This is a genomic window from Streptomyces sp. NPDC050315 (assembly GCF_040655775.1).
Lineage (GTDB): Bacteria > Actinomycetota > Actinomycetes > Streptomycetales > Streptomycetaceae > Streptomyces.
Genome location: NZ_JBFAKN010000009.1, coordinates 365,631 through 391,795, shown reverse-complemented (window position 1 = coordinate 391,795; position 26,165 = coordinate 365,631). Strand labels below are relative to the sequence as shown.

The 26,165-nt window shown below is 70.3% G+C and carries 28 protein-coding genes; 14 read left to right on the top strand and 14 right to left on the bottom strand.

Going from position 1 to position 26,165, the window contains the following annotated elements; translation table 11 throughout:
* Nucleotides 1–63: 63 nt before the first annotated feature.
* Nucleotides 64–1,626: an FAD-binding oxidoreductase gene (locus AB0I82_RS30900; protein ID WP_363260689.1), complete on the bottom strand. Its 1,563-nt coding sequence runs from the start codon at nt 1,624–1,626 to the stop codon at nt 64–66.
* 149 nt (nt 1,627–1,775) lie between these two features.
* Nucleotides 1,776–1,961: a hypothetical protein gene (locus AB0I82_RS30895; protein WP_363260732.1), complete on the bottom strand. Its 186-nt coding sequence runs from the start codon at nt 1,959–1,961 to the stop codon at nt 1,776–1,778.
* Between the two features lie 151 nt (nt 1,962–2,112).
* Between AB0I82_RS30895 and AB0I82_RS30890 the strand changes: the two genes are divergently transcribed.
* Both AB0I82_RS30890 and AB0I82_RS30885 read left to right on the top strand, forming a co-directional pair.
* A complete protein-coding gene (locus tag AB0I82_RS30890; protein ID WP_363260688.1) occupies nt 2,113–2,970 on the top strand; it encodes a hypothetical protein in 858 nt (285 codons plus the stop codon).
* Nucleotides 2,971–3,136: 166 nt separating this feature from the next.
* Nucleotides 3,137–3,355 (top strand): hypothetical protein, encoded by a 219-nt coding sequence (locus AB0I82_RS30885; RefSeq protein ID WP_363260731.1) that lies wholly within the window; start codon nt 3,137–3,139, stop codon nt 3,353–3,355.
* Between the two features lie 124 nt (nt 3,356–3,479).
* Here AB0I82_RS30885 and AB0I82_RS30880 read toward each other — a convergent pair whose 3' ends face one another.
* Nucleotides 3,480–3,881, bottom strand: a complete 402-nt coding sequence (locus tag AB0I82_RS30880) for a metal-sensitive transcriptional regulator (protein WP_363260687.1) — start codon at nt 3,879–3,881, stop codon at nt 3,480–3,482.
* 219 nt (nt 3,882–4,100) lie between these two features.
* On the opposite strand from AB0I82_RS30880, the gene AB0I82_RS30875 reads away from it, so the two are divergent.
* Nucleotides 4,101–4,721: a DUF47 family protein gene (locus AB0I82_RS30875; RefSeq protein ID WP_030267458.1), complete on the top strand. Its 621-nt coding sequence runs from the start codon at nt 4,101–4,103 to the stop codon at nt 4,719–4,721.
* Nucleotides 4,722–4,730: 9 nt separating this feature from the next.
* Nucleotides 4,731–5,729: an inorganic phosphate transporter gene (locus tag AB0I82_RS30870; protein WP_363260686.1), complete on the top strand. Its 999-nt coding sequence runs from the start codon at nt 4,731–4,733 to the stop codon at nt 5,727–5,729.
* A 208-nt stretch (nt 5,730–5,937) separates the two neighbouring features.
* Here AB0I82_RS30870 and pstB read toward each other — a convergent pair whose 3' ends face one another.
* The 4 genes from pstB to pstS form a co-directional block, all read right to left on the bottom strand.
* Complete coding sequence (pstB, locus tag AB0I82_RS30865; protein WP_030267455.1) at nt 5,938–6,717, bottom strand: phosphate ABC transporter ATP-binding protein PstB; 780 nt, start codon at nt 6,715–6,717, stop codon at nt 5,938–5,940.
* 58 nt (nt 6,718–6,775) lie between these two features.
* Entirely contained in the window at nt 6,776–7,858 is a 1,083-nt protein-coding gene (gene pstA / locus AB0I82_RS30860) for a phosphate ABC transporter permease PstA (RefSeq protein ID WP_363260685.1), read from the bottom strand.
* The gene (gene pstC / locus AB0I82_RS30855) at nt 7,855–8,850 is read right to left on the bottom strand and encodes a phosphate ABC transporter permease subunit PstC (RefSeq protein ID WP_363260684.1); all 996 of its coding nucleotides are present in this window, start codon (nt 8,848–8,850) and stop codon (nt 7,855–7,857) included. Before pstC ends, pstA begins: the two co-directional genes overlap by 4 nt.
* 94 nt (nt 8,851–8,944) lie before the next feature.
* Complete coding sequence (pstS, locus tag AB0I82_RS30850; protein WP_363260682.1) at nt 8,945–10,066, bottom strand: phosphate ABC transporter substrate-binding protein PstS; 1,122 nt, start codon at nt 10,064–10,066, stop codon at nt 8,945–8,947.
* A 376-nt stretch (nt 10,067–10,442) separates the two neighbouring features.
* Here pstS and AB0I82_RS30845 point away from each other — a divergent pair, with 376 nt between their 5' ends.
* Nucleotides 10,443–11,519, top strand: coding sequence for an NlpC/P60 family protein (locus AB0I82_RS30845; protein WP_363260681.1), 1,077 nt, complete (start codon nt 10,443–10,445; stop codon nt 11,517–11,519).
* Nucleotides 11,520–11,865: 346 nt separating this feature from the next.
* A complete protein-coding gene (locus tag AB0I82_RS30840) occupies nt 11,866–13,290 on the top strand; it encodes a SpoIIE family protein phosphatase (protein ID WP_363260679.1) in 1,425 nt (474 codons plus the stop codon).
* A 47-nt stretch (nt 13,291–13,337) separates the two neighbouring features.
* Here the strand turns inward: AB0I82_RS30840 and AB0I82_RS30835 are convergent, their stop codons facing one another.
* The 3 genes from AB0I82_RS30835 to AB0I82_RS30825 form a co-directional block, all read right to left on the bottom strand.
* Nucleotides 13,338–13,682 (bottom strand): DUF2516 family protein, encoded by a 345-nt coding sequence (locus AB0I82_RS30835; RefSeq protein WP_363260678.1) that lies wholly within the window; start codon nt 13,680–13,682, stop codon nt 13,338–13,340.
* 114 nt (nt 13,683–13,796) lie between these two features.
* Nucleotides 13,797–14,423 carry a hypothetical protein gene (locus tag AB0I82_RS30830; protein WP_363260677.1) on the bottom strand — a complete coding sequence of 209 codons (627 nt, stop codon included), beginning with the start codon at nt 14,421–14,423 and terminating at the stop codon, nt 13,797–13,799.
* Nucleotides 14,424–14,451: 28 nt separating this feature from the next.
* On the bottom strand, nt 14,452–14,982 hold the full coding sequence (locus tag AB0I82_RS30825) for a helix-turn-helix transcriptional regulator (RefSeq protein WP_363260676.1): 531 nt from the start codon (nt 14,980–14,982) through the stop codon (nt 14,452–14,454).
* Nucleotides 14,983–15,087: 105 nt separating this feature from the next.
* Here AB0I82_RS30825 and AB0I82_RS30820 point away from each other — a divergent pair, with 105 nt between their 5' ends.
* The 7 genes from AB0I82_RS30820 to AB0I82_RS30790 all read left to right on the top strand — a co-directional run bounded on the left by AB0I82_RS30820 (nt 15,088) and on the right by AB0I82_RS30790 (nt 21,879).
* Nucleotides 15,088–15,969 carry a GNAT family N-acetyltransferase gene (locus tag AB0I82_RS30820; protein WP_363260675.1) on the top strand — a complete coding sequence of 294 codons (882 nt, stop codon included), beginning with the start codon at nt 15,088–15,090 and terminating at the stop codon, nt 15,967–15,969.
* A gap of 41 nt (nt 15,970–16,010) precedes the next feature.
* Nucleotides 16,011–16,475: a helix-turn-helix transcriptional regulator gene (locus AB0I82_RS30815; protein ID WP_363260674.1), complete on the top strand. Its 465-nt coding sequence runs from the start codon at nt 16,011–16,013 to the stop codon at nt 16,473–16,475.
* 10 nt (nt 16,476–16,485) lie between these two features.
* Entirely contained in the window at nt 16,486–16,902 is a 417-nt protein-coding gene (locus AB0I82_RS30810; RefSeq protein WP_363260673.1) for a VOC family protein, read from the top strand.
* A 30-nt stretch (nt 16,903–16,932) separates the two neighbouring features.
* Entirely contained in the window at nt 16,933–19,338 is a 2,406-nt protein-coding gene (locus tag AB0I82_RS30805) for an excinuclease ABC subunit UvrA (protein ID WP_363260672.1), read from the top strand.
* A gap of 118 nt (nt 19,339–19,456) precedes the next feature.
* Entirely contained in the window at nt 19,457–20,218 is a 762-nt protein-coding gene (locus AB0I82_RS30800) for a class I SAM-dependent methyltransferase (RefSeq protein WP_363260671.1), read from the top strand.
* Between the two features lie 178 nt (nt 20,219–20,396).
* Entirely contained in the window at nt 20,397–21,383 is a 987-nt protein-coding gene (locus AB0I82_RS30795) for an aldo/keto reductase (protein WP_363260670.1), read from the top strand.
* 94 nt (nt 21,384–21,477) lie between these two features.
* Nucleotides 21,478–21,879, top strand: a complete 402-nt coding sequence (locus AB0I82_RS30790) for an RNA-binding S4 domain-containing protein (RefSeq protein WP_363260669.1) — start codon at nt 21,478–21,480, stop codon at nt 21,877–21,879.
* Nucleotides 21,880–21,982: 103 nt separating this feature from the next.
* Here the strand turns inward: AB0I82_RS30790 and AB0I82_RS30785 are convergent, their stop codons facing one another.
* Nucleotides 21,983–22,993, bottom strand: a complete 1,011-nt coding sequence (locus tag AB0I82_RS30785; RefSeq protein WP_363260668.1) for a questin oxidase family protein — start codon at nt 22,991–22,993, stop codon at nt 21,983–21,985.
* A gap of 167 nt (nt 22,994–23,160) precedes the next feature.
* Nucleotides 23,161–23,574, bottom strand: coding sequence for a VOC family protein (locus tag AB0I82_RS30780; RefSeq protein WP_363260667.1), 414 nt, complete (start codon nt 23,572–23,574; stop codon nt 23,161–23,163).
* A 99-nt stretch (nt 23,575–23,673) separates the two neighbouring features.
* On the opposite strand from AB0I82_RS30780, the gene AB0I82_RS30775 reads away from it, so the two are divergent.
* Nucleotides 23,674–24,276, top strand: coding sequence for a TetR family transcriptional regulator (locus AB0I82_RS30775; RefSeq protein ID WP_363260666.1), 603 nt, complete (start codon nt 23,674–23,676; stop codon nt 24,274–24,276).
* 24 nt (nt 24,277–24,300) lie between these two features.
* On the opposite strand, the gene AB0I82_RS30770 is transcribed toward AB0I82_RS30775, so the two are convergent.
* Both AB0I82_RS30770 and AB0I82_RS30765 read right to left on the bottom strand, forming a co-directional pair.
* On the bottom strand, nt 24,301–24,732 hold the full coding sequence (locus AB0I82_RS30770; RefSeq protein ID WP_363260665.1) for an ankyrin repeat domain-containing protein: 432 nt from the start codon (nt 24,730–24,732) through the stop codon (nt 24,301–24,303).
* 184 nt (nt 24,733–24,916) lie between these two features.
* Nucleotides 24,917–26,158 carry a GNAT family N-acetyltransferase gene (locus AB0I82_RS30765; RefSeq protein ID WP_363260664.1) on the bottom strand — a complete coding sequence of 414 codons (1,242 nt, stop codon included), beginning with the start codon at nt 26,156–26,158 and terminating at the stop codon, nt 24,917–24,919.
* Between the last annotated feature and the right edge of the window lie 7 nt (nt 26,159–26,165).

Here is a 26,165-nt window from a genome sequence, read left to right as displayed (position 1 = left end):
CTCCGGGCGGGGCCGACCTGTACGTAGAAAGCCGACCGCCTACAGGGTCTGCAGACCAGCCGCCTACAGAGCCTGCGGGAACGTCCGGAACAGGTGCTGCGGGTCGTACGCCTGCTTCACCTTCGAGAGGCGGTCGGCGGCCGCCCCGTAGTACGCCTGCTTCCAGTCCTTCAGGGCCGGGTCGGCGTAGTTCTGATAGGCGGCACCGGAGGCGTACCGGCGCATCGAGGTGTGCATCCCGGCCAGCCAGGCGTTCTGGGCCTTGCCCGTGCCGCCCGGCGCCCAGGAGGCGAGGTACTGCGCGAGGAAGCGCGAGCGGCGGTGCACAAAGGCCGTGGCGGTCGGCCGTACGCGGTTGATCGCGCCACCCAGGGCGGTGAAGGCGACGTTGCCGTTGACGCCGTTGCGGCCCGCGCGCTCGATCTGGTCGATGACCGTACGGATGCCCGCCGCGCTCAGTGAGCGGTCGAAGAAGTCCGAGCGGGCCCCGTAGGTCTCCCGGCCCAGCTGCCCGGAGGTGGTGCGCCCGGGGACCTTGCCCGGCTGGTGGCACTGGGCGGTGGTCTTCGTCGAGCAGCCCGCGTACGCCTCCATGGCGTCCAGATACGGCTTGGGCGTCAGCGAGACGGAGGAGGCCGGGCCGGGGCCGCCCGCGCGGTCGGCGAGCCTGTCGACGGCGTTCTGGAGGTCGCGGTACGACCCGAGGGAGAAGGCGGCGACCGAGACGGTGGGGGTGCGGCCGGGGCGCGCGTCCAGATGGCAGCTGGACCAGATCTCGTCGGCCTGCACCGGCCCCCACTCCTGCCAGGAGCGCAGCACGGCGGCCGCCTTGGACCACGGCCACGTCATGTACGCCATGACGGCCTTGGGCGCCTTGTGCGTACGGAAACGCAGCTCGGTGACCACGCCGAAGTTGCCGTTGCCCGCGCCGCGCAGCGCCCAGAAGAGGTCGGCGTGCTCCTTCGCGTCGCAGCGCAGGGTCTTGCCGTCGGCCGTGACGAGCGTCGCGCCGACGAGGCTGTCGCAGGTCAGGCCGTACGCGCGGGAGACGACGCCATGGCCGCCGCCGAGGGTCAGGCCGGAGATGCCGACGGTCGGGCAGGAGCCGCCGGGGACCGTCACGCCGTGCTTGCCCAGGCTCTCGTACACGTCGATCAGCTTGGCGCCGGCGCCGATGCGGGTGGTGCCGCCGGACGGCGCGGAGACCTTGGAGAGCGCGGAGACATCGACGATCAGACGGTGGTCGCCGCTGGACCAGCCCGCGTAGGAGTGGCCGCCGTTGCGGATGGCTATCGGCGTGCCGTGGCGGCGGGCGAAGGCCAGGCACTCCGCTATGTCCCCGGCGTGCTTCACATACGCCACGGCCGACGGCTTCAGCGCGTCGTACCGGGTGTTGTAGAGGCGGCGCGCGGTGGCGTACGCGGCGTCGCCCGGCCGTATCAGCTGCCCGTCCAGGCCCTTGCGGAGCGCGTCCCAGGAGGTCTTCGAGGCCGCGGCTCCGGTGGCAGCGCGAGCGCCGCCCGCCTTCGTGGCCGCGTGGCCCGTCCCCGCGCCGTAGGCCGTGCCCCAGGCCGCCGTGGTCGCCGCGAGCCCGCCGCCCGCTGCCAGAAGTGTGCGCCGTCTCACGGCCGCCCCCTATGCCGAATCGCGCCCGGAGGCGCTGTCCCGTTGCCTTTCCCCCAGCCAGATGCGGAAGTGGGGCAGCGGGTTCCGCCGGGGACAGGGCGCGGGGAGTGAAAGAGGGGCTTACAGAGGCGCAGAAGGGCTGCGACCGGTCAGCTGCCGGCCGCGTGCCGCTCCGCGTCCGTGCGGGCCTGCGAGCGGGCGCGGCGGGCCGGGCCCGACCAGCCGCAGCTGCACCGGGCGAGACAGAACGCACCGCGCTCCGTGGTCGTGGTGCGGTGCGCCCCGCCGGCACCGGTACCGGCGTCGGGAGCGGAGGTCTGCTGCGGGTCCTGGATCGCGTACGGCACACGACCACGCTACTGCCGGTTGGCCCAGGCAGGCGTGACGGGCCACATGAACGGTCGTTGAACGAAATGGTTGCCCGATGCCGGCCGCGCCGTGCGGCGGCGGGACGGCGGCGCGACAGCGGCAGGGGGCTCGTGCGCGATGGTGGTGCAGGACAGACGGAGCGGCGGGGCCGTCGCCGTCGCCACGGCGGCGGGGCTGGCGCTGGGAGCCGGCCTGCTGACATCGGGGTGTACAACGGATGGCGCCGTCGCCGACGACACCCCCGCGGGCGCCGCCCCCTCGGTGGCGCTCCGGCAGAGCGCCGACACGCTGGTGCGCGGCGCCACCTCACAGGTGCGGACGACCCTGGAGACCACTAGCGGCGGCACCCGCGTCGCCATCCGCGGCGCCGGTCACTACGACTACCGCCGCGGCACGGGCCGGCTGCGGCTGGTGCTGCCGGAGCCCGCCGGGCCGGACGGCCGGGTGCGCAAGCCGATCACCGAGATCTTCGCGCCCGGCGCGCTCTACATGAAGAACCGCGGCGCGGGAGTGCCCGCGGACAAGTGGGTGCGGGTGGACACCACGGCGCTGTCCGACGGCAATCTCGTCACGGGCGGCGCGACCGATCCGCTGGCCGCGGCCGAGCTGCTGCGCGGCACCCGGCGGGCGACGTACGAGGGTGAGGAGCGGCTGCACGGCGTGCGCGTGCGGCACTACCGCGGCACGGCCGACATCGGGGTGGCCGCCGGCGCCGCCTCGAAGCGCACCAAGGCCTCGCTGGCCGCGGCCGAGGAGGGCTTCACCACCGACGTGGTGCCGTTCGAGGCGTACGTCGACGAGGCGGGGCGGCTGCGCAAGCTGCAGTACCGGTTCTCCTTCGCCAACGGCTCGCCGCGCGGCACGGAGGTGATGTCCACGCTCACGTACTCGGGCTTCGGCATGAAGGCGCCGGTCGAGCTGCCGCGGCGGGCGGACATCTACACGGGGCGCATCGCGGCGGCCGGGGGCGGATGAGGCGCGGGCCGGGCGCCCGGGCCTGCGGCTCCGCGGCCGGGCATGTGCCGGCGTGGCTTGCCGGGCGGCGTAAATGGTCCATCCGTGCCATGCGCGGGGCGTGCACCCCTCCCTACCCTGGGCGGTAACCGCCAGAAGAGTGGCATGGGCCTCGAAGGAGGAGGTGTTGTACGTGGCGCCGCACCGCAGTCAGACGACTCAGGACCACGTGGCCCTCGTCGAGATCGACCTGGCTGGTGAGTTGATGATCGCGGCGGCGACCTCGCCGGAGGACCGCCTCAGCCCGGACCGTATCGACGAGGTGCTGGACGTGGATGCGGACCGTGTCGCCAGAGAACCCGCAGCGCGGGCGGAGCAGCGTTCCGCGACCGCCCGGCGGCTGTAGGGAGCGGTCGTTTTCGGCCGCGGCCCCGGCGTGGGATACCTCACGCCGGATCACTCACCCGCACGGCCAGGATCAGCAATCGGGGCCCGGACCCTGCCCCTCTCCGGTCGACGGGCGACGTACGTCACGTACGCAGCATGCGCTCGATGGCCTTGGTGGCTTCCTTGACCTTCTCGTCGATGGCCTCCGGCCCCTTCACGGCCGCGTCGGCGACGCAGTGCCGCAGATGCTCCTCGAGAAGCTGCAGGCCGAAGGATTGCAGGCCCTTCGTGCTGGCCGAGACCTGGGTGAGTATGTCGATGCAGTAGACGTCCTCCTCCAGCATCCGCTGGAGACCCCGGATCTGGCCCTCGATGCGGCGCAGCCGCTTGATGTGGGCGTCCTTCTGCTTCGCGTATCCATGGATGCCCAGATCGTGATCGGTCACGGCCCGGGGGTCGCCCTCGGGCACGCCCTGCGGCTCCGCGCCGTGGCAGGCCGTGGCGGCTGCGGTGGTGCCGTCGGCGTCGGCGTCCGTGGTCGTCATGGGCTTCTCCCCTGGTACGTAGCCGGTTCATATACCCCTGGCGGGTATATGGTACAGAATTTCGCGCACGAGGGAGATACCTCGCACAGCGCGCGGGGCAGGTACCCCGTGCAGAGCATGCTGCCCGATGGGCGACACTGAAGTAATGCCGGTTAGCTGTGGCTGGATGATGCGCCTAGCATCATCTCGACCGAATCCGATGCACCCCGAGGATTTCACGTGCGCTTTCGTCTGACCCCCAGGGAGACGAGCTTCTACGACATGTTCGCCGCCTCCGCGGACAACATCGTCACGGGCTCCAAGCTCCTGATGGAACTGCTCGGGGCGGACGCCTCCGCGCGGGCAGAGATCGCCGAGAGGATGCGAGCGGCGGAGCACGCGGGGGACGACGCGACCCACGCGGTGTTCCACCAGTTGAACTCCTCGTTCATCACGCCGTTCGACCGCGAGGACATCTACAACCTCGCCTCGTCGCTCGACGACATCATGGACTTCATGGAGGAGGCCGTCGATCTGGTCGTCCTCTACAACGTGGAGGAACTGCCCAAGGGCGTCGACCAGCAGATCGAGGTACTGGCGCGGGCGGCGGAGCTGACCGCCGAAGCCATGCCGAACCTGCGGACGATGTCGAACCTCACCGAGTACTGGATCGAGGTCAACCGCCTGGAGAACCAGGCCGACCAGATCCACCGCAAGCTGCTCGCCCACCTCTTCAACGGCAAGTACGACGCCATCGAGGTGCTGAAGCTCAAGCAGATCGTGGACATCCTCGAAGAGGCGGCCGACGCGTTCGAGCACGTGGCCAACACGGTCGAGACGATCGCCGTGAAGGAGTCCTGAGCCCCGGCCATGGACACCTTCGCTCTCGTCGTGACCATCGCGGTCGCGCTCGGATTCACGTACACCAACGGCTTTCACGACTCCGCGAACGCGATCGCGACCTCGGTCTCGACGCGCGCGCTGACGCCACGGGCCGCGCTCGCGATGGCGGCGGTGATGAACCTCGCCGGTGCCTTCCTGGGCAGCGGGGTCGCCAAGACCGTCAGTGAGGGCCTGATCGAAACGCCCAGCGGCAAGACGGGGATGATGATCCTCTTCGCCGCGCTGATCGGCGCCATCGCGTGGAACATGGTGACCTGGTACTTCGGTCTGCCGTCGTCCTCCTCGCACGCGCTGTTCGGCGGCATGGTGGGCGCGGCGCTCGCCGGGTCCTCGACCGTCTACTGGTCGGGCGTCTGGGAGAAGATCGTTCTCCCGATGTTCCTGTCGCCGCTGGTCGGTCTGATCGCCGGCTACTTCGTCATGGTCGCCATCATGTGGATGTTCAAGGGCGCCAATCCGCACAAGGCCAAGCGCGGCTTCCGTATCGCGCAGACGGTCTCGGCGGCGGGCATGGCGCTCGGCCACGGCCTCCAGGACGCCCAGAAGACGATGGGCATCGTCGTGATGGCGCTGGTCATCGGCGGTGTCGAGGGGCCGGGCGACCCGATCCCGATCTGGGTGAAGATCGCCTGTGCGGCGATGCTGTCGCTCGGTACGTACGCGGGCGGCTGGCGCATCATGCGTACGCTCGGCCGCAAGATCATCGAGCTGGACCCGCCGCAGGGGTTCGCCGCCGAGGCGACCGGTGCGTCGATCATGTTCACCACCGCGTTCATGTTCCACGCGCCGATCTCCACCACCCACGTGATCACCTCCGCGATCATGGGTGTGGGCGCCACCAAGCGGGTCAGCGCGGTGCGCTGGGGCGTCGCGAAGAACATCATCCTCGGCTGGTTCATCACGATGCCGGCCGCGGCGGCGGTGGCTGCCGCGTCGTACTGGGTGGTGAACTTGGCGTTCGGCTGAGTTTCGGCTGCCGACCGGGCTGCACGGGGCTCTGCCCCGGACCCCGGTCCTCAATCGCCGGACGGGCTTGTTTGGGCAAAAGCCGGACGGGCTTGATTCTGCAGAAAAAGGGCCCGCCCCAGGAACCGTGGGGCGGGCCCTTCGCCCTGTGGTGGCACCGCCATGCAGCACCGCAGGACGCTCGGTGGCGTCGGCCGGTTGAGGAGACTCAGCCGAAGCGGCCGGAGATGTAGTCCTCCGTGTCCTGGACCGACGGGTTGGAGAAGATGCGCTCGGTCTCGTCGATCTCGACGAGCTTGCCGGGCTCGCCGACGGCGGCCAGGTTGAAGAACGCCGTACGGTCCGAGACGCGCGCGGCCTGCTGCATGTTGTGCGTGACGATGACGATCGTGAAGCGCTCCTTCAGCTCCCCGATCAGGTCCTCGATGGCGAGGGTGGAGATCGGGTCGAGCGCGGAGCAGGGCTCGTCCATCAGCAGGACCTGCGGCTCGACCGCGATCGCGCGGGCGATGCAGAGGCGCTGCTGCTGACCGCCGGAGAGGCCGGAGCCGGGCTTGTTCAGCCGGTCCTTGACCTCGTTCCAGAGGTTGGCGCCCTTGAGGGACTTCTCGACGACGTCGTTCAGCTCGGACTTCTTCTTCACGTCACCGTTCAGCCGCAGGCCCGCCGCCACGTTGTCGAAGATCGACATGGTGGGGAAGGGGTTCGGGCGCTGGAAGACCATGCCGACGGTGCGGCGGACGGCGACCGGGTCGACGCCCGAGGCGTAGAGGTTCTCGTCGTCCAGCAGCACCTTGCCCTCGACGCGGCCACCGGGGGTGACCTCGTGCATCCGGTTCAGGGTGCGCAGGAAGGTGGACTTGCCGCAGCCGGAGGGGCCGATGAAGGCCGTCACCGAGCGGGGCTCAACGGTCATGGAGATGTCGTCGATGGCCTTGTGGCTGCCGTAGAAGGCGGAGAGGCCGCTGACGTCGATTCGCTTGGCCATGGGAATCACTGCTTCTTTCTGGTGGCCCCGATTCGGTGGAGCCGCATCATCGGGTGCCTTAACGGCCGGTCTTGGGGGCCTTCCAGCGGGCGATGCCGCGGGCCACCAGGTTCAGGATCATGACGAAGGCGATGAGGACGAGGGCCGCGGCCCAGGCGCGGTCGTAGCTCGCCTCGGAGCCCTGCTGCCACTGCTGGAACACATACAGCGGCAGCGACTGCTGGGCGCCTTCGAAGGGGTTGTTGTTGATCGTCTTGGCGCCCCACACCAGGAGCAGCACCGGCGCGGTCTCACCGGTGATACGGGCGATCGCCAGCATGACGCCGGTGGTGATGCCGCCGATGGAGGTGGGCAGGACGACCTTCAGGATGGTGCGCCACTTCGGTACGCCGAGCGCGAGGGACGCCTCGCGCAGCTCGTTCGGTACCAGCTTCAGCATCTCCTCCGTGGAGCGCACCACGACCGGCATCATCAGGATGGCGAGCGCCATGGCGCCGGCGAATCCGGACGGCCCGAAGCCGAGGATCAGGATCCATACGGAGAGGACGAAGAGGCCGGCGACGATCGAGGGGATGCCGGTCATGACGTCGACGAAGAAGGTGACGGCCTTGGCGAGCTTCCCGCGGCCGTACTCCACGAGGTAGATCGCGGTCAGCAGGCCGATCGGCGCGGCGATCAGCGTGGCGAGGCCCACCTGCTGCAGGGTGCCGGTGATCGCGTGGTTGATGCCGCCGCCGACCATGGCGTCGGGCAGGGTGCCCATGGAGTGGGTGAGGAAGTACCCGTCCAGGACCTTCTTGCCGCGGTCGACGGTCTCCCAGATGAGGGAGGCCAGCGGGAGGACGGCGAGCAGGAAGGCGATCCAGACCAGGCTGGTGGCCAGCCGGTCCTTGGCCTGCCGGGCGCCTTCGACCTTGACGGCGATCGCGAACGTACCGATGACGAAGAGCAGCGCGGCGATCAGGCCCCACTGGATCTTGCTGTCCAGGCCGGCGGCGAGGCCGATGCCGGCGCCCGCGGCGAGCGCGCCCAGCGCGAAGACCGGCGGGGACCAGCGCGGCAGCCGGGCCTGCTTCAGGGTGACGGGGGGCAGCGGCGCGCTGTCGGCGACGGGCCGCTCTTCGGTTGCGACGTTACTCATGCGTTGGCCCCCGAGTACTCCTTGCGGCGGGCGATGATCAGGCGGGCCGCGCCGTTGACGAGCAGGGTGATGACGAAGAGGACGAGGCCGGAGGCGATCAGCGCGTCCTGGCCGAAGGTGTCCGCCTCGCTGAACTTACTGGCGATGTTCTGCGCGAACGTACCGCCGCCCGGGTCCAGCAGGCTGAGCCCGATGAGGAAGCTGGGGGAGAGGACCGTGGCGACGGCCATGGTCTCGCCGAGCGCGCGGCCCAGGCCCAGCATCGAGGCGCTGATGATGCCGGAGCGGCCGAAGGGCAGCACCGACATGCGGATGACCTCCCAGCGCGTGGCGCCGAGGGCGAGCGCGGCCTCCTCGTGCATCTTGGGGACCTGGAGGAAGACCTCGCGGCTGACGCTGGTGACGATCGGCAGGATCATGATCGCCAGCAGGATGCCGACGGTGAACAGCGAGCGCGCGGCGCCCTGGGAGTAGCTGAAGATCCCGGTCCAGCCGAGGTAGCTGTCCAGCCAGCTGTACAGGCCGCTCAGGTGCGGGACGAGGAAGAGCGCGCCCCACAGGCCGTAGATGATGCTGGGGACCGCGGCGAGCAGGTCGATGACGTAGCCCAGCGGCGCGGCCAGCTTGCGCGGCGCGTAGTGCGAGATGAAGAGGGCGATGCCGACCGCGACGGGGACCGCGATGATCATCGCGATGACCGAGCTGACGACGGTGCCGAAGGCGAGGACGGCGATGCCGAACTTGGGCTCGGCGCCGCTCGGGTCCCACTCGAAGGTGGTGAAGAAGTTCGCCTTGTCGCCCTGGATCGCCAGGACGGAGCGGTAGGTGAGGAAGGCCGCGATGGCGGCCATGATCACCAGGAGCGCGATGCCGGAGCCGCGCGAGAGACCGAGGAAGATCCGGTCACCGGGGCGGACGGCCTTGCCGCTGACCTCGGAGGGTGCGGCGGGCGCTGTGGGCGGGGGGTTCTGGGGTATCGCTGAGGTATCCATGGTTTCTCCGGTCTGCGGAGCCGGTGGGCTCCAGGCGGCGGTGCACCGGACGGGCGGCGGCCTGCGCGGGGCGCGCCGGCCGCCGCCCGGTGGGTCAGGAGAGCGTCGAGACGGTCTTGCGGACCTGCTCGGCGATCTCGGTGGGCAGCGGCGCGTAGCCCAGGTCCTTCAGTGCGGCCTGGCCGTCCTCGCTGGCCATGTAGGTCAGGAAGGACTTGGTCGCCGGCAGGGTCTCCTTCTTGTTGCCCTTGTCGCAGGCGATCTCGTACGTCACCAGGGTGATCGGGTAGGCACCCTCGGCCTTGGTGTCGTAGGCCAGCTCCATGGCGTGGTCGTTGCCCTTGCCGACCCGCTTGGCCTCGGCGATGGCCTTGGAAGCGTTGTCGACGTTGGCCTCGACCGGCTCCTTGGCACCGGTGTCCAGCTTGACGGTGTTCACCTGGCTGGACTCGGCGTAGGAGAGCTCGAAGTAGGAGATCGCGCCGGCGGTCTGCTTGACCTGCGACGAGACGCCGGAGGAGCCGGAGGCGGCCTGGCCGCCCTTGCCCGCCCACGCCTTGTCGGGCTCGTACTTCCAGGCCTTCGGCGCGGCCTTGGAGAAGTACTCGGTCAGGTTCTTGGTGGTGCCGGACTCGTCCGAGCGGTGGAACGCCTGGATCTTGAGGTCAGGCAGCTTGGCGCTCGGGTTGAGCTTCTTGATCGCCGGGTCGTTCCACTTGGTGATCTTCGAGTCGAAGATCTTGGCGAGGGTCTCGGCGTCCAGGACGAGGTCCTCGACACCCGGGACGTTGTAGCCGATGGCGACGGGGCCGCCGACCATCGGCAGATTGATGCCCTTGCCGGTCTTGCAGAGCTGCTTCGACTTCTCGACCTCCTCCGGCTCGAGCGCCGAGTCGGAGCCCGCGAAGGCGGTCTGGCCCTGCAGGAAGGTGGTGATACCGGCACCGGAGCCCGTGGGCTGGTAGTTGATCTCGGTGTCCTTGCAGGCGCCGGAGTAGTTCTGCACCCAGACGTCCATGGCGTTCTTCTGTGCCGAGGAGCCCGAGGCGAGCAGCTTGCCCTTGCCGTCGCACTTGATGTTCGCGGCCTTGGCGGACGAGGCGCCCGGGCCGCCGGTGGTGTCGTCCGAGCCGCACGCCGAGAGGGCCAGGGCTCCGGAGACGGCGAGAGCGCCAACGGCGAGGGCGCGAACCCGGGTCTTGCGCTGAAGCTTCACTGTCGAGAGTTCCTTCCTGGGGCCCGCCGTGGTCAGTGGCGTGCTGGGCCGTGAAATGAATCAGTTGAGGTATCCAGCTATGCGGTGCAGCGCCGCCTTCCGGGCATGACGCGCACTCGGTACGGCCGAAATTAGGCAGATCAGGTGAAGCCGCCGAAGGAGCAGAGTGAACGCGGGGTGAACCTCGGCCGTCGGATGGGTGCGGCCGGAATCGCCCGGTGCGCACCGGACCGGACGGTGATCTCCCGGAAGAAGTGATGCGTTGCTCTTCTGTATTACCGGCCGGTATGGCAGCATCCGCGGCTGAGGTCCGCTGCAGCCGGGGCGCCCGAGCCCCGGGACGACGCGTACGGCGAGGTGACCGGAGGTGGCCGGGATGAGCCCGGTGGAACGGCGGCACGTGAACGCAAGGCGCGGCGCGGCGCTGGTCTGCGCGGCCGTGGTGCTGGGCGCGACGGGCGCCCTGGTGGGCCCGGTACCGGCGGCACACGCCGACCCCGGTCCCACGAGTACCCGGGACCTGGAGGAGGTACGCAAGAAGATCGACGGCCTCTATCGCCGCGCCGAGCGGGCCACCGACGCGTACAACGCCGCAAAAGAGCAGGTCGAGCGCCAGCAGAAGGAGATCGTGAAGCTGGCGAAGAACATCGTCGGTACGCAGCACAAACGCAAGGAATTGAAGCGCCGGGCCGGCTCGCTGGCCAGCGCGCAGTACCGCGGCGGCGGCCTGCCCGCCGAGGCGAAACTGATGCTGGACAAGGACCCGGAGGGATTCCTCGATCACGCCACGCTCGCCCGCAAGGGGCAGCACGCGGTCCGCGGTGTACTGGGGCAGTTGGCGCGCGCCGAGAGCGATCTGCAGCACTATGCGGAGGACGCCACCGAGCGCTGGGAGAAGCTGGAGAAAGAGCGCGAGAAGAAGGCCGCGGCGAAGAAGGACATCGAGCAGAAGATCGACGCGGCGGAGCGGATCGAGTCGCGGCTGAAGGCCGCGGAAAAGGCCCGGCTGAAGAAGCTGGAAGAGGACCGGGCCCGGCGGGCGCAGACGAAATGGCTGGATTCCGGAATCCTGGCCGACATCGGCGGTACCGCGTCCGCAGCGGGCAAGAAGGCGATTTCCTACGCGACGGAACAGATCGGCAAGGATTACGTGTGGGGCGCGGAAGGTCCGGACACCTTCGACTGTTCCGGACTGACGATGCGTGCCTGGGAATCGGCGGGCCACTCCATTCCGCGCACGTCACAGGAACAATGGCGGCAACTGCCGCACATCGACATCGAGGACATGCGCCCCGGCGATTTGATCATTTACCACGAGGATGCCAGCCACGTGGGGATGTATCTGGGCGACGGCGCGATCGTGCACGCCCCGCGGCCCGGCCGCCAAGTGACCCTCGCCGGGGCCGGATCGATGCGGATCCTGGGTGTCGTACGGCCGGACGCGAAGCGCTGACCCGACGTACCGTATTGCGCTGTGTGCGCGCTGTGTCCGTGCTGTGATTCCGGCATCGGGCCGGGGAAAACACCGTCACCGTCCGGTTGCCGAGCGTGTGCCCGGGGTGATGTTCGTCATTCCGCATTTCTCCCCAGTACGGCCAAATCGCTGCTGTACCCAGGTTTATGGCCGGGCCCGCGTGTCGTCCGCCATTCCGTACGGGCCCGTACTGGCGCTAAGGTCGCCTTCCAGTGCCCGGTGGCGCACCGCTCATAGGACCAAGGGCGGCGCGGAACCGGGCACGGTGGTGCGCCGGTCGGTCACCGCCGCCGCACCCTCGGGGGGAGGGAAGGAACCAGAGGACATGCCCGTACCCGGACCGCGTCAGCGCACGGCCGTGCTGCCACCGGCTGCAGGCCCGGCGAACGGCGCGCCCGAGTCCGCGCGCCCGGCGCTGGGGGACGCCGCGCCGGTGGACGCCGCACTGGGGGACGCCGCGCGCTCGCAGGACGGCGCCGACACGCTCCCGGATCCGGCGCACGCGCCCGTTCCGGCCGCGCCGGGCACCGGCAGCCACGGGCTGACCCTCCTGGTGATCGGCGAGGACCCCACCAGCTCCGTACCGGAGATGTCCGACGGCCAGGGCCACAAGGTCCGGGTCCGCACCGCCCGCAACCTCACCGAGGCCCAGCGGCTGCTCACCGACGACGTGCACTGCGTCCTGCTCGACCTGGCGGCCATGCCCGGCCGGGAGGCGCGGGAGATCGGCGACCGGGAGAGCCGCGCCGAGGCCGAGGAGACCGAGGCGCCGGACGAGCTGGAGCCGCTGCGCGCGGTCCTGCGGCTCGCCCCGCGCCACGCCGTCCTCGCGCTGACCGCGGAGGCGGACGCGGAGCGCGGCGCCGAAGCCGTACGCGTCGGGGCCCAGGACTACCTCCCCCGCGACCAGCTCGACGGCACGGTGCTCAGCCGCGTCGTGCGCTACGCCGTGGAACGCAAGCGCGCCGACCTCGCGCAGCGCCAGCTCACCGAGTCCCGGCTGCGCGCCCAGGAGAACGCCCGCCTGGAGCGCGGCCTGCTGCCCACGCCCCTCCTGGAGGGCTCCGACCTGCGCTTCGCCGCCCGGTACCGCCCGGGGCGCAGCCGTGCGCTGCTCGGCGGCGACTTCTACGACACGGTCCGCACGCCGGACGGCACGGTCCACGCGATGATCGGCGACGTCTGCGGGCACGGCCCCGACGAGGCGGCCCTCGGCGTGGAACTCCGTATCGCCTGGCGCGCGTTGACCTTCGCCGGCCTGTGCGGCGACGAGCTGCTCTCCACCCTTCAGCGGGTGCTGGAGAACGAGCGCGACAACGACGAGATCTTCGCGACGCTGTGCACGGTCGACATCGCGCCGGACGGGCGGAGCGCCGGGGTCTGCCTGGCGGGCCACCCGGCGCCGCTGCTGGCCCGGGCCGGCCGTCCGCCGCGGCTGCTCCCGTACGAGAGCGGCGGCCCGGCGCTCGGCCTGCTGCCGCGCGCCCGCTGGCCGCGCCACCAGATCGAGCTGGGCGGCTCCTGGAGCCTGCTGATGTACACGGACGGCATGATCGAGGGCCGGGTCGGGGACGGCAAGGAGCGCCTGGGCCAGGACGGCATGGTCGATCTCGTGGCCGCTCGCATGGCCGCGGGCCTGCGCGGCGAGGCGCTGCTCGACGCCGCCGTCACCGAGGTGCGCGACCTCAACGGCGGCGAACTCACCGACGATCTCGCGGTCCTGCTACTGGACCGCGGGGGCGTCGGCTGAGCGTGCGGATTCGCCTGAGCCCGCGGGGGTTTGCGTACTGACCGGGGTCAGCGGCCGCCGTTCCACGGGCCGTACGGGCCGTCGGAGCTGGAGCCGCCGCGGCGCGGACCGCGGCCGCCGCCGGTGACCCGCTTGAGCGCGGGCCGGACGTCGACCATGTACACGATCGTCGCGATCAGACCGATGATCGGCAGGAACGACATGATCCCGAAGAGCACGTTGACCAGCGTCGCCAGGCCCAGAATGATCAGCCAGAACGGCTTGGTCTTCTTGTCGGCGGCGCGGTAGGCGTCCTCGCGGCGGATGGCGGAGTCGACGAACGCGAACGCGCTGAACACCAGCATGGCGAGCGAAATCAGCCACAGCAGATTGTTGAATCCCTGGATCAGCATGCCGTTCCACCACCCGTTGACTGTCGGACTGTCCTCGTCACCGTACCGGTAGAACGGGCCGGGCACGTCGTACGTGCCCGGCCCGCTCTTCTGCCCCGTGACTTACTCCGCGGCTTACTTCGCCGGCGGCGTGGTCTTCTTGGCCGTCGTCTTGCGGGCGGCCGGCGCCGGCTTCTTCGCCGGCTCGGACTTGGCCTCGGCCCCGTCCTTGGCGGCGGCCGGCTTGGCCTCCGCTGCCTTGGTCTCCCCGGCCTTGGCCGGCTCGGTCTTGACCGCGTCGGACTTCGGCTCCTGCTCGGTCTCCGGCTCGATCGCGACCGCCAGCTCCTCGACCTCGTCCGCGACCTCGCCGCGCCAGGTCTGCACGGCGCCGCGGCCGCGCTCGGCCAGCTCCTTGTAGGTGTCGCCGGCCTTGACGGCGACCTCGGCCGCGCGGCCCACGCCCTGCAGCGCGAGGTCCTGGGCCTGCTCGCGGATCTTCTTGAGGTCGGTGTCCAGGGAGCCCAGCAGCTCGTACAGCTTGTCCTGGGCCTCCTTCGCCTGCTTGGAGAAGCGGTCCTGCACGGCCTTGGCGTCGGTGGTGCGGACCTCCTCGAAGCGCTTGGGCGCCTCGGCGCGGAGGCGGTCCACCAGCGCCGGGACCTCCTTGAGCTTCTCGCTCGCGAGGTCGGCCGTGCCGGCCACGAAGTACAGCGGGGTGGGGTCGGTCAGCGTCTTGCGGAGGTCGTCGGTGATGGCCATGGCGGTTCTTCCTCCTGGAATCGGTTGCTCAGGTGGCGTGCGGGTCGCCGTCGGCCTCTTGGGTGCCCTTTTTGCGCTTGCCCTTGCCCGTACTGCCCTTGCGCGTACTGCCGTGCTCGTCGCCGCCGCCGCGCTCGTCCGCGCCGCCGTGCTCGCCTTCCGGCGCGGTCCGGTCGAGGTCCAGACCCTCGGCGCGCGCGATGTCCGAGCTGTAGCCGTTCTCCTTGCGGAACGACTCGTAGATCTGCAGCAGGACCTGCTTCTGCTTCTCGTTCAGGGCCGGATCGGTCAGGATCGCGCTGTGCACTTCCAGCCCGTCCGGGTCCCGGCGCTCGTCGAGTATCCCCGCCTGTACGTACAGGGTCTCGGCCGAGATCCGCAGGGCCTTCGCCAGCTGCTGGAGGATCTCCGCACTGGGCTTGCGCAGGCCACGCTCGATCTGACTCAGATACGGGTTGGACACCCCGGCGGCATCGGCGAGCTGCCGGAGGCTGAGCTGCGCATTGCGCCGCTGCTCCCGCAGGAACTCCCCGAGATTGCCGACGTTGAGTGATGCCATGCCTCGATCCTGCACCCCTTCGCTAACTTTTGCAAGCACCCGCTAGCAAAAGTGTTTCGTGCCGTGGCGGGGGTCGTGCGGGTGGGCACGGGGGAATCATGAGGCATGCGAACGGATGCCTGGCACCTCACCGAAGACGTCGACGACTTCCTCACCCGCGCCGGAGACTTCCTGCGCTCGCGGCCCGGGCTGCACGTCATGCCGCTGACGTGGGCCGCGAGACTGCGCGCACGCGGGGCGGACGCGTTCGGCACCGAAGCCCCCGTCTTCGGCATGCTGGAGCGCGCAGGCGAGGTCCACGCCGCCTTTTACCGCCTCCCGCACCGCCCTCTGGGCCTCACCCCGCTCATGCCCGAGCAGGCCGACACCCTCGCCGCCCACCTGGGCGCCCTCGGGCACGTCCTGCCCGCTGTCAGCGCGGACCACCGCACCGCCACCGCATTCGCCGACGCCTGGCAGCGGCACACCGGCGCGACGCCGAAAATCCGCGACACGCGTGTCCGTCTGTACCGCCTCGACACACTCACCCCACCGGAGCCGATGCCGGCGGGCCGCGGCCGCCTCCTGGGCGAGCAGGACCAGGAGCAAGTCATGTACTGGTGCGGCGAGTTCGCCAAGGCCGTCGGGGAAGACGTCACCATGGACGCCGCTTCCTGGGCCGGCACGCGCTTCGCCGACAAGCGCTACACGCTCTGGGAGACCCCGGACGGCACTCCCGTCTCCGTAGCGGGCATGAACCCGTTGATCGGCGGCCAGATCCAGGTGGACATCGTCTACACCCCGGCCCACCTGCGCGGCCACGGATACGCGGGCGCCGTGACGGCGGAGGTGAGCCGGGCCGCGCTGGCCGCGGGTGCGAAGGACGTCGTGCTGTTCGCGGACCTGGCCAACCCCACCAGCAACGCCCTCTACCAGCGCCTCGGATACCGTCCGCTCGCCGACTGGGGTGTGTACGACTTCTCCTGCGCCGCACCGGGAGCCGGCTGAGTACTGGGTGGTCGGCGCGCCGGGCGTGGGATCCTGGTTTCGTGACGCTGTCGGACCTGGTCGCGCTTCGGCGGGCCCGAGACCTGATGGACCGCGAGTACGCGGAGCCGCTCGATGTCCCCGCGCTGGCCCGCGCGGCGCACATGTCGCCCGGCCACTTCTCCCGCAGCTTCCGCGCCGCCTTCGGGGAGACGCCGTACAGCTATCTGATGACCCGCAGGATCGAGCGGGCCAAGGCCCTGCTGCGGCGCGGCGACCTGTCGGTGACGGAGGTCTGCTTCGCGGTCGGGTGTACGTCGCTGGGGTCGTTCAGCTCGCGGTTCACGGAGCTGGTGGGCGAGAGCCCGAGTGCGTACCGGGCGCGCCCGCACGAGCAGGGCGCGGCCATCCCGGCCTGCGTCGCCAAGATCTTCACGCGCCCGGTGAGGAACGCGGATCCAGTCAGTCCGGTCAGGAACGAGGAACCGGTCACGAATGGAGAAGCCAGGCGCGCGCCCCGCCCGTAGCGTGAACGCCATGGACATCAACCTTTCGCAGTGCTTCATCGCCGTCGACGACCACGACAAGGCGCTCGCCTTCTACCGGGACGTACTCGGGCTCGAAGTCCGCAACGACGTCGGGTTCGAGGGGATGCGCTGGGTGACGGTCGGCTCGCCGTCGCAGCCCGGCGTGGAGATCGTGCTGGAACCGCCCGCCGCCGACCCGAACGCCTCGCCCGCCGACAAGCAGGCCATGGCGGAACTGCTGGCCAAGGGCATGCTGCGCGGCGTGATCTTCTCGACCGACGATGTCGACGCCACCTTCGAGCGGATCCAGGCATCGGGCGCCGAGGTCCTCCAGGAGCCGATGGACCAGCCGTACGGCGTCCGCGACTGCGCCTTCCGCGACCCCGCGGGCAACATGCTCCGCTTCAACCAGCCTCGCCGTAAGTAAGCGCCCGGGGCAGAGGGAGACATGAAGAGCATGGCCAAGAGAAGCGGCGCGCAGCCGACCGAGCCGCACCTTGCCGACAGCCACGACCTGATCCGCGTACACGGTGCCCGCGAGAACAACCTCAAGGACGTCAGCATCGAGCTCCCGAAGCGAAGGCTGACGGTCTTCACCGGCGTCTCCGGCTCGGGCAAGAGCTCACTGGTGTTCGGCACGATCGCCGCCGAGTCGCAGCGGCTGATCAACGAGACGTACAGCGCCTTCCTTCAGGGCTTCATGCCGACGCTCGCGCGGCCCGAGGTCGACGTGCTCGACGGGCTGACGACCGTGATCACCGTCGACCAGCAGCGGCTGGGCACCGACCCGCGCTCCACGGTCGGCACCGCCACCGACGCCAACGCCATGCTGCGTATCCTCTTCAGCCGCCTCGGCAAGCCGTACATCGGCTCGCCCAAGGCGTTCGCCTTCAACGTCGCCTCGATCAGCGGCGCCGGCGCGGTCACCGTGGAGCGCGGCACGCGGACCGTGAAGGAGCGGCGCAGCTTCCGCATCACCGGCGGAATGTGTCCGCGCTGCGAGGGCCGGGGCTCGGTCACCGACATCGACCTGACCGCGCTGTACGACGACAGCAAATCGCTGAACGAGGGCGCGCTCACGATCCCCGGCTACAGCATGGACGGCTGGTACGGCCGCATCTTCACCGGCTGCGGGTTCTTCGACCCGGACAAGCCGATCCGCCGGTTCACGAAGAAGCAGCTGCACGATCTGCTGTACAAGGAGCCGACCAAGATCAAGATCGAGGGCATCAACCTCACGTACGAGGGGCTGATCCCGAAGATCCAGAAGTCGATGCTGTCCAAGGACGTCGACTCACTGCAGCCGCACGTCCGGGCGTTCGTGGAGCGGGCGGTCACCTTCACCACCTGCCCCGACTGCGAAGGCACCCGGCTCAACGAGGGCGCCCGGTCATCGAAGATCAAGGGGATCAGCATCGCCGACGCCTGCGCGATGGAGATCAGGGACCTGGCCGCATGGGTACGCGGACTCGCCGAGCCTTCCGTGGCGCCGCTGCTCACCGCGCTCCAGCAGACCCTCGACTCGTTCGTGGAGATCGGCCTCGGCTATCTCTCGCTCGACCGGCCGTCCGGCACCTTGTCGGGCGGCGAGGCGCAGCGCGTCAAGATGATCCGGCACCTCGGCTCGTCCCTCACCGACACCACGTACGTCTTCGACGAGCCGACCACGGGCCTGCACCCGCACGACATCCAGCGGATGAACGACCTGCTGCTGCGGCTGCGGGACAAGGGCAACACGGTACTGGTCGTGGAACACAAGCCGGAGCTGATCGCGATCGCCGACCATGTCGTCGACCTCGGCCCCGGCGCCGGTACGGCGGGCGGCAGCGTCTGCTTCGAGGGCACGGTCGAAGGGCTGCGGGCGGGCGGTACCCTCACCGGCCGCCACTTCGACGACCGGGCCGCGGTCAAGGACACGGACGCGGTGCGCAAGCCCAGCGGCGCGCTGCAGATCCGCGGCGCCTCGACGCACAACCTCCAGAACGTCGATGTCGACATCCCGCTCGGCGTACTGACCGTGATCACGGGCGTCGCCGGGTCCGGCAAGAGCTCGCTCGTGCACGGGTCGCTGTGCCAGCAGGGGGTGGCGCCCGGGGAGGGCGTGGTGTCCGTCGACCAAGCCGCGATCCGCGGCTCGCGGCGCAGCAACCCGGCGACGTACACCGGTCTGCTCGACCCGGTCCGCAAGGCGTTCGCCAAGGCCAACGGCGTGAAGCCGGCGCTGTTCAGCGCCAACTCCGAGGGCGCCTGCCCCACGTGCAAGGGCGCGGGCGTCGTCTACACGGACCTGGCGATCATGGCCGGCGTCTCGACGACCTGCGAGGAGTGCGACGGGAAGCGGTTCGACGCCGCCGTACTGGAGTACCGGCTCGGCGGCCGCGACATCAGCGAGGTGCTCGCGATGCCGGTGACCGAGGCCGCGGAATTCTTCGCCGCCGGTGAGGCACGCGTGCCGGCCGCCCACAAGATCCTGGAGCGCCTGGCCGACGTCGGCCTCGGCTACCTCACCCTCGGCCAGCCGCTCACCACACTCTCCGGCGGCGAGCGCCAGCGGCTGAAACTGGCCACGCACCTGGGCGAAAAGGGCGGTATCTACATCCTCGACGAGCCGACCGCAGGCTTGCACCTGGCCGACGTGCAACAGCTCCTCGGCCTCCTGGACCGCCTGGTCGACTCCGGCAAGTCCGTCATCGTCGTCGAACACCACCAGGCCGTCATGGCCCACGCCGACTGGCTCATCGACCTCGGCCCCGGCGCGGGCCACGACGGCGGCAAGATCGTCTTCGAGGGGACTCCTGCGGACCTTGTCGCTGCCCGCTCGACGCTTACGGGGGAGCACTTGGCGGCGTACGTGGGGAACTGACGGGGGCAGAACGTCCGGGCCGATCCGGTACTGACGGGGCAGTACGTCCGGGCCGATCCGGTACCGGCCCGCCCGGAAATCGTTTGCCGACGGTCGGGGGCCGGGTGAGGATGCCCGTATGGTGCGTGATTTTGATGAGCTGGTGGGTGAGGCCGATTCCGCGTCCGTCGAGGGGTGGGACTTCTCTTGGCTGGACGGGCGGGCCACCGAGGCGCGGCCCTCGTGGGGGTATCAGCGGCTGATGGGGGAGCGGCTGGCGGGGGTGTCGGCCGCGCTGGACATCCAGACCGGCGGGGGCGAGGTGCTCGCCGGGGCGCCGAAGCTGCCGCCGGTGATGGTCGCCACCGAGTCCTGGCCGCCGAACGTCACCAAGGCGACCCGGCTGCTGCACCCCCTCGGCGCGGTGGTCGTCGCCGACCCGGACGAGCCGCCGCTGCCGTTCGCCGACGACGCGTTCGACCTGGTGACCAGCCGGCACCCGGCGACGGTCTGGTGGGCGGAGATCGCGCGCGTACTGCGGCCCGGCGGCACGTACTTCGCGCAGCATGTGGGGCACGGCAGCGTGTTCGAGCTGGTGGAGTACTTCCTGGGGCCGCTGCCCGAGGAGACCTGGCGGGCCCGGCACCCGGACGACGAGCGGGCGGCGGCCGAGGCCGCCGGGCTGGACGTCACCGACCTGCGCTTCGAGCGGCTGCGGATGGAGTTCTTCGACATCGGCGCGGTCGTGTACTTCCTGCGGAAGGTGATCTGGATGGTGCCCGGCTTCACCGTCGCGCAGTACCGGGACCGGCTGCGCGAGCTGCACGAGAAGATCCAGGAGGAGGGGCCTTTCGTCGCCCACTCCACGCGATTCCTGATCGAGGCGCGCAAGCCGGAGTGAGGTCGGAGTGAGGTCGGAGTGGGGCTGGAGTGAGGTCGGAGTGAGGACGTCGGGAAGAGTCATGTGACCGTGCCCGCAAGGCGTTTGACTTCGAGCGCGCTCCAACTCCTACCGTCCCTGACGTGAGCCCGAAACAGTCCTCGCCCACGGGGGACGGGGCACTTCAGGAGGTAATCGCATGACCAGCATTCCCACCCGGCAGCTCGGCACCCTGACCGTCTCCGCGCAAGGGCTGGGCTGCATGGGGATGAGCCACGGATACGGCGCTTCGGACGACGCGCAGTCGATAGCGACCATCCACCGCGCGCTCGACCTCGGCGTGAACCTCCTGGACACCTCCGACTTCTACGGGGCCGGGCACAACGAGGAACTGGTCGGGCGGGCCGTCGCCGACCGCCGCGACCGCGCCGTGATCGCCACGAAGTTCGGCTTCGTCAACAAGCTCGGCGAGCCGACCGCGATCCGGGGCGACGCCGCGTACGTACGCCAGGCGTGCGACGCCTCGCTGCGCCGGCTCGGCGTCGACCACATCGACCTGTACTACCAGCACCGCGTCGACCCCGAGGTGCCGATCGAGGAGACCGTCGGGGCGATGGCGGAGCTGGTCGCGGCCGGGAAGGTGCGGCACCTCGGGCTGTCCGAGGCGGGCGTGGAAACGATCCGGCGGGCGCACGCGGTGCATCCGATCGCGGCGCTGCAGAGCGAGTGGTCACTGTGGACGCGGGACCTGGAGGAGGAGATCGCGCAGGTCTGCCGGGAGCTGGGCATCGGGATAGTGCCGTTCTCGCCGCTCGGCCGCGGGTTCCTCACCGGGCAGTACCGGTCCGTGGACGGGCTGGCGGAGGGCGACGTACGGCGTACCCAGCCGCGCTTCGCCGACGGCAACCTGGAGCGGAACCTCGCCATCGTCGAGCAGCTGCACGAGCTGGCCGCCGCGAAGGGCGTCACGGCCGGGCAGCTGGCGCTGGCCTGGGTCCAGCACCGTGGCGCGGATGTCGTGCCGATCCCGGGCACCCGCCGCGAGAAGTACCTGCTGGAGAACGTCGCCGCGGTCGCCATCGGCCTCTCCGCCGACGAGCTGGCCGCCATCGACGCGGTGGCCCCGGCCGAGGCGGTGGCCGGCACGCGGTACGACGCGACGAACCTGACCTTCGTCAACCGCTGACCCCGGCGGTGACGGGGTTGTCCACAACCCCGGAGCCCCCGGACTTGTCCACAGGTCCGCTCGCCGCGCTCCGTCCCGCCGTAAAGTCGGAGGCATGAGTGAGGACGAGGGGAGCGTGCGGATCGACAGCTGGATCTGGTCCGTGCGGCTCATGAAGACACGGTCGATGGCGGCCACGGCGTGCCGGGGCGGGCACGTGCGGGTCAACGGCGAGCGCGTGAAGGCGGCGCACGGCGTGCGGACTGGCGACGAGGTACGGCTGCGGCATGCCGGCCGGGAGCGGATCGTGGTGGTGAAGCGGCTCGTGAAGAAGCGAGTCGGGGCGCCGGTCGCGGCCGAGTGCTACATCGACAACAGCCCGCCCCCACCCCCGCGCGAAATCGCCGTACAGGTCCCCATCCGCGACCGCGGCACAGGCCGCCCGACAAAGCGCGACCGCCGGGAGATGGAACGGCTGTGGACGCGGGGCGGGGGGCCGGGGGAGGGGCCGAGCTGATCGTTGAGGGGAGGGTTCCGCCCGCCGCGCCCCGGCCAGTGCGGCTGGAGCCCCCGGGCTCTGCGCGGCCATCGCCCGGATCCCCTTCCGCTGCACATGCACCTCATCCCAACGGGGCGCTCAGCTCCATGGAACGCAAAGCCGCAGCCAGGGCCGGTTCATCGCCGACATTGAGGGCTGCATCTGTCAGCTTGATGACGTGTTCATCGCCGTGCGCCAAGGCCCGTTCAAAAACCTCTTCGGGAGTGAAGGTGCCGGGCGGGGCGTATGCGACCGAGGTGGCCGGTGCGTACATCGCGGTCACTGCTGCGGAGGCCGTCCAGGCTGCCCGCAGGCTCGACAGCCACAGGGCGTGCGGGAGCGCGGGCAGGGTGCGCAGGACAGCGTTGGGAGCCGTGGCCGCGTGGACCAGCATCGTTTCCTCGCCGTGGCCGTGGGTGGCATATCGATGTGTCGCCGCCCGCACCAGTTCGGCGAGGTGGCGGTACGCATCGCTCGGTTCGGTTACCGCGGCCGCCCACACCGGCAGGGCCCTGACGCCGTCGAGCCGGGCGGAGAAGCCACCGTCCTGTTGGGCGATGGGCGGGACCGTGTCGAGAGCGGCGGCTGCGCTGTCGGCGCCGGGCAGCGGGGTAAGAACCGCGACGGGCCGGTGGCGCGCGGCCCAGTAGCCGAGACCGTGCGCAAGTTCAGCCAGACGAGGTTCGGTGGTCTCGCCGGACAGAAGCGTGCGCACGGCGTGGCCCACCCGGATCACCGGATGCGTCGAGCCGCCGTACATGCCGGGCAGAAGACGGGGCCACCACTGAGTGAGCACCTCGCGCCACGGACGCTCGGCGATCTCGCACTGGAAGTAGCCGATCCAGTCGGCCGCGCGGCGCGGGTCACCGAGCGCGGAAGGCCAACTGCCGTCCGTGATCGGCTCGACACGGGACGGGAACTCCTCGAGCTTACGTGCGTACAGGTCGAGCCAGCGGTGCACCGCATGTGCCTGTCCGCGAGCGGCGAGGGCCTCGACGGCCATCGGCGCGTGATTGGTGAGCCGTCCACGTCGCTCGGGCCCCGAGTTGTGCAGTCGCTCAAGCGCCTCGTCCAGAATCCCAGTCGCGTCCATGGCATGGACGGTAGGCAGGACGCCGCGGCGGCGTAACGGGCTGGAGGCGTAGGCCTGACCTAGGACCTCCGACCCGTCACTCGCCACCGCAGAAAGAGGCCGGAGCCCTCGACCGCGCCTTTCAGGGACCGAGGTCGGCGGGGGCCCGGGAACCCGGCCCCCGACCCTCACCCCCCGTTCTCCGCGAGCCAAGTCGGGTCGGGGGCGATGGGTTGGAGTACTTCGATCAGGGTGCCTTCTGGGCTTTGGACGTTGAAGCGGCGTTGGCCCCAGGGCTCGTCGCGGAGGGGGGTGGTGATCGGGACGCCGCGTTCGCGGAGGGTGGCTTCCTCGGCGGCGGCGTCCGCGACGAGGAAGGCTAGGCAGAGGCCCGCGGTGTCCTGGGTGCGGAAGTCCTCCGGCATGGATTCGTGGCCGCGTTGGACGAAGTCCAGGACGTACGCGGGGTGTTCGGGGTGGTGCAGGCTGACGTACCAGCCCAGGTCGGCGACCTGGGTGAAGCCGAAGTGCTCGGTGTAGAAGCGGCTGCTGGCGGCGGTGTCGTCGGTCAGTACGGCGATGCCCAGCTTTTCGAAGCGCATGGGTTCCCCCTCCTTGTCGGCGGCCGTGTGCCGCTAACCACTCTATGTGTAGTACGTTGCGTGTAGTGGTTGCAAGGAGTTAAAGCGAGGAGGCTGCCGGTGGTGCGCAATCCGGAGCGGCGTACGGCGCTGGTGGACGCGGCGATCGAGGTGCTGGCGCGGGACGGGGCGCGCGGGCTGACGTTCCGCGCCGTGGATGCGGAGGCGGGCGTACCGAAGGGGACCGCGTCCAACTACTTCGCCAGCAGGGATGAGTTGCTGGCGCAGGTCACCGGGCAGATCCATCAGCGCATCGCGCCGGACCCGGACGAGGTCGACGAGGTCATGACGGCGCCGCGCGGGCGCGAGCTGGTGACCGAGCTGATGGGGTGGATCAACCGCAGGGTGAGCGCGAACCGCACCGGTTACCTGGCGATGCTCGAACTGCGCCTGGAAGCCACCCGGCGGCCCGAGCTGCGGGAGGAACTGACCGCCACGATGCGCAGCGCGCTGGAGGACGATCTTCGCTTCCACCGGGAGGGCGGGCTGCCGGGCGACCGTACGGCGGTGCTGCTGATGTATCTCGCGATGACCGGGCTGATGCTGGAGCAACTCACGTTGCCGGGCGTGGTGCCGGCGGAGGAGACGGACGGGCTGATCGCCGCCCTGGTCGACCGGGTGATTCCGACCGACCAGGGCGGCGGGATGAGCCAGGCCGGGTAATCCCGGCCGGGCCCGCCTGACCGCTCACTGCCCCCCGAACAGCTCCAGCAGTTCCTTCTTTTCGAACATGCGGGCTGTGTCCACCGCGGACGGGGAGCCCGCGGACGGGTCCGCGCCGTGGCTCAGCAGGAGTCGTACGATCGCGTCCTCGCCCTTGAAGACCGCGCCCGCGATCGGGGTCTGGCCGCGGTCGTTGGGGCGGTCGGCGTCCGCGCCGCGCTGGAGCAGGGCCTCGACGGTCGCGACGTGGCCGTGGTACGCGGCCAGCATGAGGAGCGAATCGCCCTTCTCATTGGTGAGGTTGGCGGGCACTCCGGCGTCGACATACGCCGCGACCGTGTCGGTGTCGCCCTGTCGCGCCAGGTCGAAGACCTTGGCCGCCAGCTGCAGCACCTCGGGGTCGTGTGCGTGCTCGATCGACTCGGGCCCCTGTGCGCCTGGGGTCGTCTCGCTCATGCTGTCGGCCTCCTGCTCTCGTGGTGTGCGCCTGCACTCGCCACTTTATGCAGGCCACGGCCGTTGGCGACGACGGTACGCCTGACAAGTCGGTATGCCTGACAAGGCGGTACGTCTGACATGACGGTACGCCTGACAAGACGGTGCGCATCAGAGAACGGTACGTCCGGCAGGACCGTACGCGTCAGAAGATGTCCGGGCACCATGGCCGGCGGGCCGTCCGCAGCAGCGCGTCCGCCGTGGCGAGCGTGCCCGGTCGGTCTTCCTGTATTCGGCCGAGCGCCGCGAGCCGCGTGGGGGACTCGTCGCCGAGGTACAGCGTGGCCAGTTCGCGTACGTCCAGGGTGAGGTCGGCGGAGCGGGTGGTGCGCGTACATGTGGCGCCCTCGGGGGCGGCGTCGAGGTGGTAGCGCCCGGCGGCGTATCCCTCGGCGTCCCGTACCTCCAGGACCAGCGACGCCGGCACCGCGTACGTCCGCGCCGCCAGCAGCTTCGGTACGTCCAGGGGCCGGAGCCACAGGTAGTCGGCGTATTCCTCGATGCTCGCGGCGCGCGGGTCGCCGAGCAGCAGCGGCACCAGGTCGTCGGGGGCGCGGTGCCCGGTCCTCACATGCAGGATCCAGTCGATCGAGCAGAGGAAGTGCCACAGGGCGCGCTCGGCGGCCGGGGTGACCGCGATCAGCTTGCTGACCTGGAGCGTCTGCTCGGGCCGCTTGTGTTCCCACCGGTCGTCACTGGTGTACGTGACCAGGCCCTCGACCTCGCCGTCGGCGGAGCGGTACACGGCGTGGAAGGGCTCCCGCCACTCTTGCTCGGGGAAGCGGACCGCGCCGGTTGCCTCCTGCCACCAGCGTTCGTCGCGAGATACGGCGCCGGGCTGTTGGAAGCGGAAACGGTCGTGGAGTACGGGGCCGAGCGTGCGTACCTCCTCGGGTGTCACGAAGTCGACCCGGCCGCCGTCCTGCGGACCCGCGTACCGCGTGTCCAGCCGGGCGCGCGCCACGTCGATGCGCCACTCCGTGCACCACGACGCGGGCCCGAAGCCGTACCGTCCGTAGATCGGGTACTCCGCGGCGATCAGCGTGGCCACCGCGTCGCCGCGCTCCTTCGCCGCCGCCAAGTCCTGCGCCATCATCCGGCTGAGCAGGCCGCGGCGGCGGTGCGTGGGGGCGACGGTCACCTGGGAAACGGCGTCGGCCGGCACCCGGGCGCCGCCCACGACCGTCAGCTCCTGCGCGAAGCTGCGGAAGGTCGCGACGCAGCGCCCGCCGTCGAACGCCCCCTGTGTACGCGTGAGATCCGTACTGCCGAGCCGCCACTCGACCTTTTCCTTGGAGACCTCCGGCGACGTCGTGAAGCCGGTCCCCACCGCCGCCAGCCAGCCGGGGAAGTCGTCCTCGCCGACCGCACGCACCTCAAGGCTCATACTCGTA